Raw genomic sequence first — 13,929 nt, 5'->3', positions numbered from 1 at the left:
GGAAATTACCCTTCCTCCCTCGACCCATTTCTCTGATCTACGTAAATTTGCCAAAGCCGCCGATGGAACCACCATTAAGATTGAAATTTGAAACTCTTGGCGCTGAGCAACTATTCATTAAATCCCTGCAAAATCGATGCTAGATTGCAGCTCGCAGCGACGCGCCACCGATCATTTCGCGGTATCATTAGCCTGGCAGGCTCGCAAACAGACGCTCGGACGATATATGTTGCAGAAAGTTGAATTTGAGGACGATTTCCAGCCGCTGCAAGAGGACCGTAGCCATCTGTTGCGGCCCGCTTTCTATTGGGAACTGTTCCAGCGGCGCTGGGCCTATTTCATACTGCCGTTCGTCACGATCCTTGCCGCGGGTGCCGCGGTAGCTTTGTTGTGGCCGCCGACCTATCTCTCCGAAGGACGGATCCTCGTTCAATCGCAGCAGATTCCATCCGAATTGGTCCGGCCTACGGTCACCAGCGCTGCCCAGGAGCGCATTCAGGTCATTCAGCAGCGGACGATGACGCGAGATAATCTCATCGCGATCGCCGACAAATTCAAACTGTTCCCGGACAAGCGCACGCTGATGTCGCCGACCGAACTCGTCGCGGAGGTCAAGAAGAACACGAAAATCGCGCCGGTCGACCTTCAAATGGACTTCAAGCAGCGGACGCGCGCTGCGATGGAAAATCCTACCATCGTCTTCTCGGTCGGATTCGAATACGCCAATGGTGCGGTGGCTGCGCAGGTCGCCAACGAGTTGATGACGCGGATCCTGAACGAGGATCTTCGGGATCGGACCAGCCGCGCCACGGACACGACGAAGTTCCTGGCGCGAGAAGTCCAGAGACTTCAGGCTGAGAGCACGGCGCTCGATACCAAGATCGCCCAGTTGCGGATCACGCAGGGCAAACCGGCGTCGTCCGGCGGCTCTGATCAGCCGACGGCGACCCTTACGCAGCTCAAGTCCGAACTGATCCAGAAGGGCGCGCTATACTCAGAGCGACACCCGGTGATCCAGTCCCTGAAGAAGCAGATCGAAGCCCTGGAAAAGGTGGCCTCCGCGCCGGCCCCGACCAATGACGTCGCAACGGCTGCCAGTGTCGAGGTGATGGTCGCCCAGCAGGAGAGTCTGCAAAAGAATCTCGATGCCGCCTCGGCAAAATTGGCCGCCGCGCGCCTCGGCGAAAACCTCGAAAAGGACCAGCAGTCCGAGAAGCTCGAAATCATCGAGCAGCCCACGGTTCCGCAAGAGCCGGTCAAGCCCAATCGGCTGAAAGTCCTTGCAATGGCCTTCGCGGCCGCGCTTTTGGGCGGAGCAGGGCTGGCAGTCCTGATGGAAATTCTGGACAAGGGAATCCGCAGAAGCAATGACCTTCTGTCTGTTGTCGATGGCCAGTTGATCGTTTCAATTCCCTACATCACGACGGCCGCCGAATCGCGTTCGAGGCGGCGACGGATATTTGTTTTTCTGGGAGCGGTCGTGCTGGTTGTGATCGGGCTGTTGGTCGTTGCCTACCTGTTCCTTCCGCCGCTTGACCTGATCATTGCCAAGGCCAGGGTCGGGCTGTTTCGATAATTCGCGGAGTCACGCAGTGGATTCAATAAAGCAGGCTGTCGAACTCGCGCGAGCTGCGGAGACGGTACACCGTCCTACAGCGTTGGGCGGATCTCCCCTCGCGGCCGAAGGGCCGTCGCAGCGCTCTGCCGAATCGCCGTTCAAGGAAGTGCGCCTCAGCGCCGATCATCTCGAAGCCAATCGAATAGTGGCCTACGGCACCTCCGGTCAGAACGGCCGCTACTACGACATGCTGCGCACGCAGGTGCTGCAGGAGATGGACAAGAAGAGCTGGCAGTTTCTGGCCGTGACTTCACCTACGGCCGGCTGCGGGAAATCGGTAACGGCCTGCAATCTTGCGCTGAGTATTTCCCGCCTGCCGGAGCGGTCGGTGCTGCTGGTCGATCTTGATTTGCGCCGGCCGGCGGTTGGAAAATATCTCGGTATCGGCGGCAATGGTGGTGTTCTCAGCGTACTCGAAGGGCGCGCGCCACTTTCGTCAGAGGTCCTGCAGGCAAGCATCGGTCCGAATGGCATGCTGGTGCTACCCGGATCGGTCTCGTCGAACTCCTCGGAATGGATGGGCTCGCAGACGATGGGAGCGCTGCTCCAGACCATCAAGCGAGACTTCCGGTCGCGCATCGTCATCTTCGATCTTCCGCCCATGTTGCTTGGCGACGATGTGATTTCCATTCTACCCAGAATGGATGCCGCGTTGCTTGTTGCGGGGATTGGAAGTACGACGGTTTCTGACGTCAAGGAATGCCAGCGGCATTTGAAACGAACACCGGTTGTCCGCGTGGTTGTGAACAAGTCGACCGAGGCGACTGGTTCGTATTACGGCTACTATTGATTTCAAACCCGGCCGCAATTCCGAAAACGGCGTGAGCTCGATTGCGCGTCTTCCGGGATGACTATTGCCATCCTTCACTCAGGAACGCCTGGTAGGCGAGCCTGATGCCCTCCTCGAGCGAGGTGCTGGCGCGCCAGCCGAGTTTGGCCAGCCGGCTGACGTCGAGCAGCTTGCGCGGCGTGCCGTCCGGGCGTGTGGTGTCGAAACCTATCTCGCCGGCATAGCCAACGGTCGCCGCGACCACGCGGGCGAATTCGGCGATCGTAATGTCCTCGCCGGTGCCGATATTGACCAGCTCGTTATCCGAATAGCTCTTCATCAAATGGATGCAGGCATCCGCGAGATCGTCGACATAGAGGAATTCGCGCCGCGGCGTGCCGGTGCCCCAGACCACGACTTCCCTGGCGCCGGACATCTTCGCCTCGTGGAAGCGGCGGATCAGGGCGGCAACGACGTGGCTGTATTCGGGATGATAATTGTCGCCGCTTCCATACAGATTGGTCGGCATCACATTGATGAAGTCGGCGCCATACTGGCTGCGATAGGCCTCCACCATCTTGATGCCCGCGATCTTGGCAATCGCATAGGGCTCGTTGGTCGGCTCCAGCGGCCCCGTCAGCATGGCATCCTCGCGCAACGGCTGTGCCGCCAGCTTGGGGTAGATGCAGGACGAGCCGAGGAACATCAGCTTCTCGGCGCCATGGACATGCGCTGAGTGAATCACATTCGCAGCAATCGCCAGATTGTCGTAGAGGAATTCGGCGCGCAGCGTGTTGTTGGCGACGATGCCGCCGACCTTGGCCGCCGCCAGAAACACCACCTGCGGGCGCTTTGCGGCGAACCAGCGGTTGACCGCGGCCTGATCGCGCAGATCGGCCTCGCTGCGGGGCACGGTCAGCAGTTCGACGTTTTCCGCCGCCAGCCTGCGCACCAGCGCAGACCCGACCATGCCGCGATGCCCGGCGACGTAGACGGTCTTGCCCTTCAGCTCAAACGGAAGGCTCGCCATTGGCCACCTCCCGCCGGGCGTCAGCGAGATCGCTTGCGACCATTTCCTTGACCAGCTGGGCGAACGACGTCTTCGGCTTCCAGCCGAGCTTCTCGCGCGCCTTGCTGGCATCGCCGACCAGAAGATCGACTTCGGTCGGCCGGAAGTAGACCGGATCGATCCGAACCACGGTCTTGCCGGATTTCTTGTCGACGCCGGTTTCGTCGACGCCCTGGCCGCGCCATTCGATGCGGCGGCCGACTTCGGCAAACGCCAGTTCGACGAACTCGCGCACCGAACGGGTCTCGCCGGTCGCCAGCACGAAATCGTCGGGCGCGTCCGCCTGCAATATCCGGTGCATGCCCTCGACATAGTCCCGCGCATGGCCCCAGTCGCGCTTGGCCTCGAGGTTGCCGAGATAGAGCACCTCTTCCAGGCCGGTTTCGATGCGGGCGACGCTGCGCGTGATCTTGCGGGTGACAAACGTCTCGCCGCGGATCGGGCTCTCGTGGTTGAACAGGATGCCGTTCGACGCAAACATGCCATAGGCCTCGCGGTAATTCACCGTGATCCAGTAGCCGTACAGCTTGGCGACGCCGTAAGGCGAGCGCGGGTAGAATGGCGTGGATTCCTTCTGCGGCACCTCCTGGACCAGACCGTAGAGTTCCGAGGTCGAGGCCTGATAAAACCGCGTCTCCTTTTCCAGGCCGAGGATCCGGATCGCTTCCAGGAGCCGCAGCACGCCGATGGCGTCGGCATTGGCGGTATATTCCGGGCTTTCGAAGCTGACGCCGACATGGCTCTGGGCGGCGAGATTGTAGATCTCGCTCGGCCTGATCTGCTGCATCAGCCGGATCAGGTTGGTCGAGTCGGTCATGTCGCCGTAATGCAGCAGGAACGGCACATTGCCGGCGTGCCGGTCCTCGTAGAGATGATCGATGCGCGCGGTGTTGAACGACGACGACCGCCGCTTGATGCCGTGGACCTCATAGCCGAGGCCGAGCAGATATTCGGCAAGATAAGCGCCGTCCTGACCGGTGACGCCGGTGATCAGCGCCACGCGCCGCTGTGAATGTTCATTCGTCATGCCAGCTTCAACCCCTCTTTCAACTTGTCATCGCTAATGCCGTGATTTGCCTCAATGTGCGGGCGATCAATCGGCAGAGCCAAAGAGGGGCGACTAGTGCTGCAAGTGGGCAGGTAAGAAGGCCGCAATTTCTGAGGCCGGTACAAAGTATTTGGCGATATCACGCGTTTCTGTCTTTCTGCTACCAGGGCGAGAATACGTTTGCGATATTTTTCGGCTCATTATTCCGAGCAGGCATTTGCGCTTAACGTCAAACACCCCCGATCCGGAATTGCCGGTGCGAGCTACATCGGCGATCACCGTGCTGAACCGGCTGCGGCTTCCGACCGGCAGCCGATCGGGTGCCAGAATGTGAGAGCGCACGGCAGACCCCGGCACGATGGTAACAACCTCTTGTCCGGGCCTGGGCGGGTCGGTGCAGATCGAGTTTCGCCGAAGTCGCAAGCGCGCCGGAAGCAGCTCTTCCTCGACTGATAGCACCGTGAGATCCGTTCCCTCGAAACTGCCTTCCTTGACGACACGCGTCGGATATTCCGACCCGGCAATTGCGATCTTGGGCCGCGTCAGCCAAGTCCGGCCTGCGACATGCGCCGCCGTGATGAACACGCCTTTTCCGAGATAGATGCCGGAACCTGGTCCCCAGCTCTGCATCGGCGTCTGATGGATGTTCACCGCATAGGGCAGCAGCGTATCGTCAGCGCCTTGAGCGCATGCCGGCTGCCACAGGACCGCTAGAAGAAGCGCGCCCTGGAGCAATGGTGCGCACAGCAACTTCGCGGTGGATCGAGCGAACGCCAAAATTACCTGCCGGGTTTGCACGCTCGTTTGTCAGCAATCTTCAGCTCGCGCCGGTAAAGAATTTGAGTTCCTGAGGCGGAAGAGCGGCAAGCAGATCGCGGATAAATTGGTCCTGCAGTTTGAATGATACATCCTTCGGCAGACCGATGGTGGAGACCCTGATCAGGGCGCCATCGGGAATGATGCCGCGCAGGCCGTACTTCAAGCGGCTGAGCTGATGATCGACGACGCCATTGGCGATGTCATTACCGATCCGCAGCCAGTAGGTGACCGGCTCGAAGCGCGACTCCCTTGCCGCAATCAATCGAGTCATCTTGATAGGTTGCGCACTGTTGCGATAGCTGATCGCGGCGTCCGCTTTCTCCGAAATCCGGAAACCATTGGCGGTATAGCAAATCTCCGGGCGGTGGGACTTCAGCCGATAGTTCTGTACCGGACCGTACGCGACCATCAGCATGACGACGTTACCATGCCCGTCGGTATAGCCTCGACCGACTTCCTGGCTGTAAATCTTTCCTGCGAGCGGGTCCGGCTGAACGTACGCATCCGGATCCGCCGGACGGATTGGGCTGATTTCCGGAACCAGCGTCCAGGTTCCGAACTGACGGGGAATGACGGTTTCAAGGCTGGGGGAGGCCGATGTACGGGCCATCAGTTGGCGGGGCGCCAGCAATGTCGCAAGCACGGCGCACCCAACAATTGCAATGCACGCCAATATGATCTGAATTCGGGGATATTTCATTGAGGCCACGCACAATCTTCGAGAGTTAATTGGATCAGCCGTTTAGAACGAGGATATACTCCAACCAGCCTATTTGCAGTCAAAAGAAAAGAGATAATCGGTCCCCTTAACGAAATTAACATAAATAACGGAAACCGCAGTGAAAAAGCGTTATTGGCTCGACCCGGGGCAGCGGGCTGTTTAGTCATACCGAGAGTAGGGCACGGCCAGCCTGTTGTATATGCTTCTAGGCCTATTTGGATGCACGGAGTTCCTGGATGAGTATGTCCATCAAGATCGCCCGGCTTGCCGTTTTGCTCGCCTGTAGCGCGGTCGCCTTGGCCGGGTGCGGCAAGAAAAGCGATCAGCCCGCGGCTACCAAAGGACAGGTCGTTGCGCGTGTCGGTGAGGAAGTCGTAACCGTCCAGGATCTCGAGAATGAGTTCCGCTGGGCGAACGTGACGCCGGACAAGCAGAAGGAGCCCGAGATCGTCAAGCGTGTCCTGGGTGATCTGGTCGTGCGCAAATATTTGCTCCGCCAGGCCACGGCGGCGAAGCTTGATCGCGAGCCGGGCGTGCTGCTGGACCTGCTGAGATCACGCGAGCAGATCCTCGAGAATGCGTATTTGCAGCGCACAGCCGCCGCCAAGGCGCCGGGCAAGGTAGATGTCGACAGGTACATCGCCAACAACCCGGCGAAATTCGCCGGCAGAAAACTGCTCAGCGTTGAACAGATCGCATTTCCAATAGGGCCGACCACGCAATCTTTCGTCGAAGCGAACAAGGATGCCAAATCGCTCGACGAAATCGACCAGAAGCTTACCGCCGCCGGAATCCCCCACGGCCGACAAATGGGCGCGCTGAACAGCGGCGATCTGCCGCCGGAGTTTTACGGATTGATCGAGGCCAAAAAGGCGGACGACGTGTTCTTCGTGCGCGCCGGTCAGAACGGCATGTTCTTCAAGGTCAAGGGCGAGGAGCGGCGACCGCTCGAAGGAGAGCCCGCGGCCAATCTGGCGCGGCAATTGATGCGTGCGGACGCGGTCAAGGCCGAGATGGGCATTGCGGCCTATTCTGCGAATCTCGAAGCAAAATATGAAGGTGAATACGCAAAGATCATGCAGCCGGGAGATGGCAAGAAAAACTGAGCTCCGGATGTGAGCGCGCCGCCGTAAAAAAGTTCCTCAAGGCATATCGATGACATGACGACCTTGTTTGATGTATTGACCGTTACCTGTTTCGTGGCGCTGGTGATCGCGTTCTTCCGGTTCACCGAACGCGACAATCGAACGTTGCTGCATTTCATGCTGGCTGGCATCGTATTCGCCGTCGCCAACCAGGTCGGAAATGCCGGCTCGTTCTACCTTGCGCTGATCTTGATCCTTGCTGGCGCTGGTTACGCGGTTTTGATAGTGCGGCGATAAGCGGCTTGTTCCTTTTAATGCTATCAGTAAACTAGGTTTTGGAACCTGTTGGTATTTGAATGACATATTCGCAAGTAATGCCATCGGCGAAGGTCGGTTTTCTCGGCCCTTTTTTGTGGCCGGCGCTGCTTGGCGCCTCGGTTATCGCTGCCTATGCCCAGACCGTTCTCAGTTTGATTGATGGGCCTTGGCAGACGGAGCAGGAGGGCCATGGCCCGCTCATCATTGCGGCCTCACTCTGGCTGACCTGGCAATCGCGCGAGAAGTTGCGGGCCATTGAAATTTCTCCGGCTCCCGTCATGGGATGGGTTGCTCTCCTCGGCGGCCTGGTTCTCCTCTATCTGGCCCGCATCCAGCAGGGGCTGGTCACCTTCGAAACCTTTTCCTTGATCCCCGTCATCATCGGGTGCGTCCTGATTTCGGCCGGATGGCCGGCGCTGCGGGTACTCGCGTTTCCGATCGGCTTCCTGATCTTTGCGGTGCCGATGCCCGACTGGCTGGTCGATGCCGCCACGGTTCCGCTGAAGGTCTTTATTTCGAACGTCGTAACCAACGTGCTTTATGCAACGGGTTTTCCGGTCGCTCAGAACGGCGTCATGATCATGATCGGAACCTATCAGCTCCTGGTAAAGGACGCCTGTTCCGGAATGAATTCGATTTTTGCATTGTCCGCGATTGGCGTTTTTTATGCCTATGCGTTTCGCTGGCAGGAGAAAATTCGCAGCCTGTTCCTTCTCGCGGCGATCATACCCATTACCATCATTGCAAATTTCTTTCGCGTTTTCGCATTGGTCCTGATCGCTTATTACCTGGGGCCTGACATGCTCGAGGGCATTCTGCACGATCTCACCGGCATTGGCCTTTTCGTCGTCGCGGTTATTCTGCTGTTCCTGTTCGATGCCTTTCTCGGGCTTTGTTTCGCGCTCGTGCGCCGTGTCCGCAATCGCGCGGCACCGGCGACGCCCGCCTAGCTTCGAACATCTTCGCTGCGTTTCATGAAATCGTCCGTTGAGGCGCGTTGCTGTTGCATGCGCTTTCTGCGAGGTGGCTCGTTCGCAGCGGGTTTGCTAAGCTCGTTCCACTTCAAGACCGTCCTCGACGAAGGTTGCCGTGAGCCGAACGTACGCCATACCCGACCTTCATGGCCGGCTGGATCTCCTGGATCGCGCAATTGACGCGGTTGCGCGGCATGCGGAGGGGATGGCTTCCACGATCATAACCTTGGGCGACTACGTCGACCGCGGGCCGCGGAGCAGACAGGTCATTGAGCGTCTCATGAACTGGAGACCGGATGAATCGAAGGTCGTCCATCTGAAGGGCAACCACGAAGCCATGATGTGTGCGGTCTGTGAGAATAGGGCCGAACTCGACTGGTGGATCAGGAATGGGGGAGGTGAGACGCTGGCATCGTATGACCAAAGCCCGGCGCTCCCCGATTTGCGCGCAATCCCGGCCGACCATCTGGACTGGATCGTCAATCTTCCGCTGATGCATGTCGATCGGCACAGAATATTCGTTCACGCCGCGGTCGATCCAAAGGCTCCGCTCGATCAGCAGAACGAGGAAACGTTGCTCTGGAAGCGTTATCCCGGTGGCGCCGATGTCGGGCACGGGCATCGGCATGTCGTACACGGTCACCATGCCGATGCGCGCGCGCCGATTGCCGGCAAACACAGGACCAATCTGGACGGACTGGCCTGGAAGACGGGGCGGTTGGTCATCGGGGTATTTGAGGATGACCGGCCCGGCGGTGCCTCCGAGTACCTGGAAGTATTCGGCCGCGAAATGTAGGGCTGGCCCATCGCCGGCGTGGGGGTGTGCGCCAAGCGGATCAGTCCGTGGCAGGCAATATCGTTTCCCGACTCTCGCAGGCACCCAAATCGGGCTCGAATAAATGCCTGCCCGCCCTCCAATTAAAGTTTAATTCCTTTTCGGTGATCGCGCGTTTCCGCTAATATTCGAACACGAATCAGTGCCGCGTTCGTTTTCACACAAAATCTCGGGAATTATTTATGAAGATGAACCCAGCTGCCCTGGGGGCAGTACTGATGCTGTTTTCAGGCACGGTCAATGCGAACGCCGGCCTAGCTACTTACGCAGATTTCTCCTTTTGGAGCGCAGCCGTACCTGGCTATGCCTCTGTTGCAATTCTCGATCCGACAGGTTCTGAGGGATATGACGATTTTGGAAGCGGTACGGCCTCCGTCAGCTATGGTGGTGTATTGTTTGCGACGAATGCCGCCTTGGGCAACGGAAGTTTTTACAACATTGGACCGACGTTCAGTGGGTCCAACGGTTTTTTTCCAGTTTTGTCCTCGCAGCAACAAAGTGATGGCGTCGCCAATATTCTGATCACGCTTGCCGCCCCGGTAAAGGCATTCGCGTTGAACTTCGATACGTTCTTCGGATCTGACGTTACTTTCACACTTTCCAATGGCGAAACGCTGACGCTGACTAGCGCAGGAAATGCTTACGATCTCGGTAGCTTTTTCGGCGTAACCGACGACAATCCGTTCAAGACGGTTCTGCTCACCTCGTCAGACCCCGTGTTAAATCTCAATGCGCTGAACTTCGGCACAGCGGTATCCGCTATTCCGGAGCCGGCTACCTGGGTCATGCTGCTGCTCGGCTTCGTCGGGATCGGTCTTTTCGGCGCGCGACTGCCCGCGCGCCGTGCGCCGACGCTGCTGATCGACAAGGCACAGTCATAACGCGAGCTGCGCTGCGACAAAAATCGGGGGACCCCGGTGGTGTTGATGCAGGTCCAGTGCGAAGCAATCTACTTAATGTGAATTTCCCGCCGGAGCGAAATTAAGTCGAGGCGGGACGGAATGAGGATTTAAATGCTTTCGTTAAGAGCGAACACGCGCGCGGCTTGGGTGCTTGCGGTCGGATTGTTGATTGGTTTCAGTTCGTTGAACCCGGCAAAGGCGGTTGTTGTTTCGGGTGCTGATTTTGCAGTCATCGAGACCGCCGGTCCAGGAAACACGGGCTATTACACCGTCATCAACCATTCGGTTTCCGAATTTATCTACGGATTTTCGGTCACGAATCCGCTCGCCTCGAGTGTCAACAGCTGGACGACGGAGCCCGGCTGGATCGCAGGCAAGACGCCTGTGTTTGGTTATCCCAAGACCGGCTTTGGCTATCTGACCGCCCCGGGGTTTTGGACATTTCCGCGGGGACGTCCGGTTTTCCACGTCAGTTCTCTGACCATCGGCCCGGACGAGAGCTCGAGCAGTTTCTTTTTCGGAACGGCGGAACTCGCGAGCGTCGTGACGCTGCTGCTGGTCGATGCAAAGGGAAATTTCTCGTCGATCAACTTCGATGCCACGCAAGCCGCCCCGGCTGTACCTGAGGCTTCGACCTGGGCGATGATGATTTTGGGCTTTGCCGGCATCGGCGTGCTGGCCTATCGCCGGCGTCGGAATGGCTCTGCGACGGCCTGAACGGATCTGGAAATCCGCTGATGCCAGGACCGCCTACGGGCGGTCTTTTGCTGTCTGCCGAACGAGATGAATGAAGGGACGCCGGCACATTGTTCTAAAAGCAGCGCCGTCCCTGACTGTCATGGAGCACATAATCCGTTCCGGGCGGCGGATAGTGAAGTTGCCCGCACGAGCCGGAATTGACCGGAGCGCCAAAAATATCGAGCTTTCTGTCCAGCGCGTTTGGCGAGGCGGTCTGGTCGCTGCTTCCGCGCCCATAATACTGACCGCTGTATTGTCCGCTAAACTGCCCGCCATACTGACCGCCGTACTGTCCGCCATATCGGCCGCTGTACTGCATGTTGACCTGACCGACGGCCGGCTGCATCGCGCCGATGACAGTCACAACCGCCAGCAGGGAAAGCAGTATCCTCATCTCACTTCCTGGAAGCATGAGGTATGGCGCAACCGGGGCTACCGACAATTATCGGCCCAACTGCCCGGTCTAGGCTTCAATCAGTTCAGCCAGCTTAGCCGCTTCCTTGTCCACATCATGGCGTTGCAGGACCCGTTGACGGGCACTTTCTCCCATTTGCGTGATCGCTTCCGGCGCGGTGCCGAGACATTCCTCCATTGCCGCGGCCAAACTCTCCAGGTCGCCGGCAGGAACCAGCCAGCCGTGCTCGCCATGCCTTATCAGCTCGGGGATGCCGGCGACGAACGTTGTGATGACCGGTCTGCGCAACGCCATGGCTTCCATGATGACGACCGGCAGGCCTTCGGCGAAGCTCGGCAACACCAGCGCCCGGGCTGCGAGAATTTCGGAGCGAACCTCTTCGCTGCTGATCCAGCCAGTTATTCGCACGATATCCGTCAACTTGTGTTTTGCGACGAGCGACTCGATCTCGCCGCGCATTTCGCCATCGCCGGCGAGCACCAGTTCGAACTTGGTCCCGCGCTCCGCCAAAAGCCGCGCCGCCTCGATCAGGAGCAACTGCCCCTTCTGTTCACACAGGCGGCCCACGCAAACCAATCGCCGTTCGTCGCCCGCCGCCGTGGCGGCATCGGTTTGATAGAAGGCCGGTTCAAGCCCGCAATGGATCACCTTTATCTTGGGCCAATAGGAGTGGGGGACATTGCGAAAGAGCTGGCTTCGCCCGAAGGAACTGACCGCGACGACAAAGCGAGCCCGGCGGATTTTCTCAGGCAGCGAGATGAACTTCGGCTTGTCGAATTCTTCGGGGCCGTGGGCGGTAAAGCTCCAGGGCGGCCCGCCCAGTTCGCCGACCAGCATCGCGACTTCGGCAGAATTGGTTCCGAAATGAACGTGCATGTGCTGCGCCTTTTCGCTGCGCAACCACAGGGCCACCTGACACGCTTCGAGCAGATAAATCAGATGAACGGGAAGGGGACGCTCCGCCCGCAGGCCGACCTTCAACGTCAGGACGACCGCCCGAAACAGGCCGAGGGGATTGGTTGCCAGGACGCGCAGGAACGACGCCACCAGCGGCACCGCGCCGCCCCGCAGGACGTAACGCGTGCGGGCCTGCTCGAGCTGATCTTCGGCGCCGCGCTGCGCATCGGCCCAGCCCCGAATCGATATTCGCAAGACCTCGTGACCCAGGCGTTCGAGCGCCAGGATTTCGCGCCGAATGAAACTGTGGCTGATCGCCGGATAATGGTTAACCAGATAGGCGATCTTCATAAAGCGTGCTCTGCCTGACTTATCCGAAAGTAGGCCCGATAAAATACGGGTCCCTCGTCCTATTTATCTATTTGGGGAATATAGTAGTAATCGAGGGGGAAACAGGATATTTATTCCTGACCTCCATACTCACTTTTTTGCAAAAGCGTTAAGTCAAACGTTTCGAGATCGGTATTTGTGAAATGTTGATCTTGGCCGCACTGGCTGGGTTGCTCAGCGTTCCCGTCGCTGTCCTGCTCGTTGAAGTAATTGCAGCTCTCAAGGCGCCAAAGCTGGAGCCTTTCGAGGCCAAAGAATTAAATATCGAGAAGCGCGTCGCGGTAATTGTTCCTGCGCACAATGAGAGCGCGGGACTTGTTCCGACGCTGCAGGATATCAGTGCGCAGCTCGGCGCTGGAGACCGCCTGATCGTCGTTGCCGATAACTGCACCGACGACACCGCGGCAGTTGCGGCTGCATCGGGTGCCGAGGTCATTGTCCGCAACGACCCCGAAAGAATTGGCAAGGGATTTGCGATGGGGTGGGGTGTAAGCCACCTTAGCCAGAACCCGCCCGATTTTGTTCTCTTTGTCGACGCCGATTGCCGGCTTGAGGCCGACCTGATCGAAGGGCTCAGGCGAACCTGTCACCAGGTTCAGCGGCCGGTACAAGCGCTGTTCTTGATGCGAAGCGCTGAAAATTCACCCATCAATCACAGCTTCGCGGAGTTCGCCTGGGTTCTCAGAAACTGGGTCCGTCCGCTTGGACTAAGAAACCTTCATGGCCCCGTTCAACTGATGGGGACAGGAATGATGTTTCCGTGGAGTGCGATCAGCTCCGTTCCACTGGCCAGCGGTCACCTGGTGGAGGATTTGAAGCTGGGGCTCGATCTGGCGGAAACAGGCAAAGCTCCGTACTTCTTTCCGTTCGTGAGGGTTACCAGCACGTTACCCACAAGCGCCAAGGGGACCGAGAGTCAGCGTCAGCGCTGGGTACAGGGGCATCTCGCCACAATCGGGAAATTCGTTCCGCGACTTCTCGCTGTCGGTATAAAGCGCGGCGACTTAAACGTCCTTGCGTTGGCGCTCGATCTTCTGGTGCCGCCGCTCTCTCTTCTTGCGCTATTGGTCGTCGGGACGACGGTCCTGACCTCGTCGGTTGCACTGCTTGGAGGGCCGTGGCTGCCCGCCCTGATCGCAGGCGGCAATCTCGTCGGATTTTTCTTAAGTGTTGCTCTGGCTTGGTCTAAATTTGGACGTCAGGTTTTTCCTGCGCGTGAGGCATTATCATTCGGCACTTTTGCATTGAAAAAAATCCAGTTCTACGGCCGCATGTTGATCGGCGGCACGGCGTCCCAATGGATACGGACCGACCGATCAAACCCCTAATTA

Annotated in this window: 15 protein-coding genes; 9 read left to right on the top strand and 6 right to left on the bottom strand. The window is 58.5% G+C overall.

Annotated elements, in window-relative coordinates; all coding sequences use genetic code 11:
* The first annotated feature begins 226 nt into the window (after positions 1–226).
* On the top strand, positions 227–1,576 hold the full coding sequence (locus IVB05_RS33145; protein WP_247780196.1) for a sugar transporter: 1,350 nt from the start codon (positions 227–229) through the stop codon (positions 1,574–1,576).
* A gap of 16 nt (positions 1,577–1,592) precedes the next feature.
* A complete protein-coding gene (locus IVB05_RS33140; RefSeq protein ID WP_247780195.1) occupies positions 1,593–2,408 on the top strand; it encodes a CpsD/CapB family tyrosine-protein kinase in 816 nt (271 codons plus the stop codon).
* A gap of 61 nt (positions 2,409–2,469) precedes the next feature.
* Here the strand turns inward: IVB05_RS33140 and IVB05_RS33135 are convergent, their stop codons facing one another.
* The 4 genes from IVB05_RS33135 to epsI form a co-directional block, all read right to left on the bottom strand.
* Complete coding sequence (locus IVB05_RS33135) at positions 2,470–3,417, bottom strand: GDP-L-fucose synthase (RefSeq protein ID WP_276578728.1); 948 nt, start codon at positions 3,415–3,417, stop codon at positions 2,470–2,472.
* Entirely contained in the window at positions 3,398–4,483 is a 1,086-nt protein-coding gene (gmd, locus tag IVB05_RS33130) for a GDP-mannose 4,6-dehydratase (protein WP_247780194.1), read from the bottom strand. The genes IVB05_RS33135 and gmd overlap by 20 nt, the downstream gene beginning before the upstream one ends.
* Positions 4,484–4,576: 93 nt before the next feature.
* Positions 4,577–5,302, bottom strand: a complete 726-nt coding sequence (locus tag IVB05_RS33125; RefSeq protein WP_247780193.1) for a serine protease — start codon at positions 5,300–5,302, stop codon at positions 4,577–4,579.
* A 19-nt stretch (positions 5,303–5,321) separates the two neighbouring features.
* Positions 5,322–6,023 carry an exosortase-associated protein EpsI, V-type gene (epsI, locus tag IVB05_RS33120; RefSeq protein WP_247787210.1) on the bottom strand — a complete coding sequence of 234 codons (702 nt, stop codon included), beginning with the start codon at positions 6,021–6,023 and terminating at the stop codon, positions 5,322–5,324.
* Between the two features lie 257 nt (positions 6,024–6,280).
* Between epsI and IVB05_RS33115 the strand changes: the two genes are divergently transcribed.
* The 6 genes from IVB05_RS33115 (at position 6,281) to IVB05_RS33090 (ending at position 10,875) form a co-directional block, all read left to right on the top strand.
* Positions 6,281–7,150 carry a hypothetical protein gene (locus IVB05_RS33115; RefSeq protein ID WP_247780192.1) on the top strand — a complete coding sequence of 290 codons (870 nt, stop codon included), beginning with the start codon at positions 6,281–6,283 and terminating at the stop codon, positions 7,148–7,150.
* Between the two features lie 54 nt (positions 7,151–7,204).
* Positions 7,205–7,426, top strand: a complete 222-nt coding sequence (locus IVB05_RS43820; protein WP_346771798.1) for an XrtV sorting system accessory protein — start codon at positions 7,205–7,207, stop codon at positions 7,424–7,426.
* Positions 7,427–7,485: 59 nt separating this feature from the next.
* Positions 7,486–8,397, top strand: coding sequence for an exosortase V (gene xrtV / locus IVB05_RS33105; protein WP_247780190.1), 912 nt, complete (start codon positions 7,486–7,488; stop codon positions 8,395–8,397).
* Positions 8,398–8,536: 139 nt separating this feature from the next.
* Positions 8,537–9,217, top strand: a complete 681-nt coding sequence (locus tag IVB05_RS33100) for a metallophosphoesterase (protein WP_247780189.1) — start codon at positions 8,537–8,539, stop codon at positions 9,215–9,217.
* Between the two features lie 221 nt (positions 9,218–9,438).
* A complete protein-coding gene (locus IVB05_RS33095) occupies positions 9,439–10,137 on the top strand; it encodes a PEP-CTERM sorting domain-containing protein (RefSeq protein ID WP_247780188.1) in 699 nt (232 codons plus the stop codon).
* Positions 10,138–10,305: 168 nt separating this feature from the next.
* On the top strand, positions 10,306–10,875 hold the full coding sequence (locus tag IVB05_RS33090) for a PEP-CTERM sorting domain-containing protein (RefSeq protein WP_247780187.1): 570 nt from the start codon (positions 10,306–10,308) through the stop codon (positions 10,873–10,875).
* Positions 10,876–10,969: 94 nt separating this feature from the next.
* On the opposite strand, the gene IVB05_RS33085 is transcribed toward IVB05_RS33090, so the two are convergent.
* Together IVB05_RS33085 and IVB05_RS33080 are read right to left on the bottom strand one after the other, a co-directional pair.
* Positions 10,970–11,290, bottom strand: a complete 321-nt coding sequence (locus IVB05_RS33085; protein WP_247780186.1) for a hypothetical protein — start codon at positions 11,288–11,290, stop codon at positions 10,970–10,972.
* A gap of 69 nt (positions 11,291–11,359) precedes the next feature.
* On the bottom strand, positions 11,360–12,559 hold the full coding sequence (locus IVB05_RS33080) for a glycosyltransferase (protein WP_247780185.1): 1,200 nt from the start codon (positions 12,557–12,559) through the stop codon (positions 11,360–11,362).
* Between the two features lie 182 nt (positions 12,560–12,741).
* Between IVB05_RS33080 and IVB05_RS33075 the strand changes: the two genes are divergently transcribed.
* Positions 12,742–13,926, top strand: coding sequence for a glycosyltransferase family 2 protein (locus IVB05_RS33075; protein ID WP_247780184.1), 1,185 nt, complete (start codon positions 12,742–12,744; stop codon positions 13,924–13,926).
* The last annotated feature ends 3 nt before the right edge of the window (positions 13,927–13,929 follow it).

Origin of the sequence: Bradyrhizobium sp. 170 (assembly GCF_023101085.1) — a bacterium.
Classification (GTDB): domain Bacteria; phylum Pseudomonadota; class Alphaproteobacteria; order Rhizobiales; family Xanthobacteraceae; genus Bradyrhizobium.
Note: the sequence above shows the minus strand (reverse complement) of the source record. Positions and strands in the feature narration are given on the sequence as shown.

Coding starts and splice junctions, on each gene's coding strand:
- IVB05_RS33145 (WP_247780196.1), top strand. CDS start 227: ATGTTGCAGAAAGTTGAATTTGAGGACGATTTCCAGCCGCTGCAAGAG.
- IVB05_RS33135 (WP_276578728.1), bottom strand. CDS start 3,417: ATGGCGAGCCTTCCGTTTGAGCTGAAGGGCAAGACCGTCTACGTCGCC.
- gmd (WP_247780194.1), bottom strand. CDS start 4,483: ATGACGAATGAACATTCACAGCGGCGCGTGGCGCTGATCACCGGCGTC.
- epsI (WP_247787210.1), bottom strand. CDS start 6,023: ATGAAATATCCCCGAATTCAGATCATATTGGCGTGCATTGCAATTGTT.
- IVB05_RS33115 (WP_247780192.1), top strand. CDS start 6,281: ATGAGTATGTCCATCAAGATCGCCCGGCTTGCCGTTTTGCTCGCCTGT.
- IVB05_RS43820 (WP_346771798.1), top strand. CDS start 7,205: ATGACGACCTTGTTTGATGTATTGACCGTTACCTGTTTCGTGGCGCTG.
- xrtV (WP_247780190.1), top strand. CDS start 7,486: ATGACATATTCGCAAGTAATGCCATCGGCGAAGGTCGGTTTTCTCGGC.
- IVB05_RS33095 (WP_247780188.1), top strand. CDS start 9,439: ATGAAGATGAACCCAGCTGCCCTGGGGGCAGTACTGATGCTGTTTTCA.
- IVB05_RS33085 (WP_247780186.1), bottom strand. CDS start 11,290: ATGAGGATACTGCTTTCCCTGCTGGCGGTTGTGACTGTCATCGGCGCG.
- IVB05_RS33080 (WP_247780185.1), bottom strand. CDS start 12,559: ATGAAGATCGCCTATCTGGTTAACCATTATCCGGCGATCAGCCACAGT.
- IVB05_RS33075 (WP_247780184.1), top strand. CDS start 12,742: ATGTTGATCTTGGCCGCACTGGCTGGGTTGCTCAGCGTTCCCGTCGCT.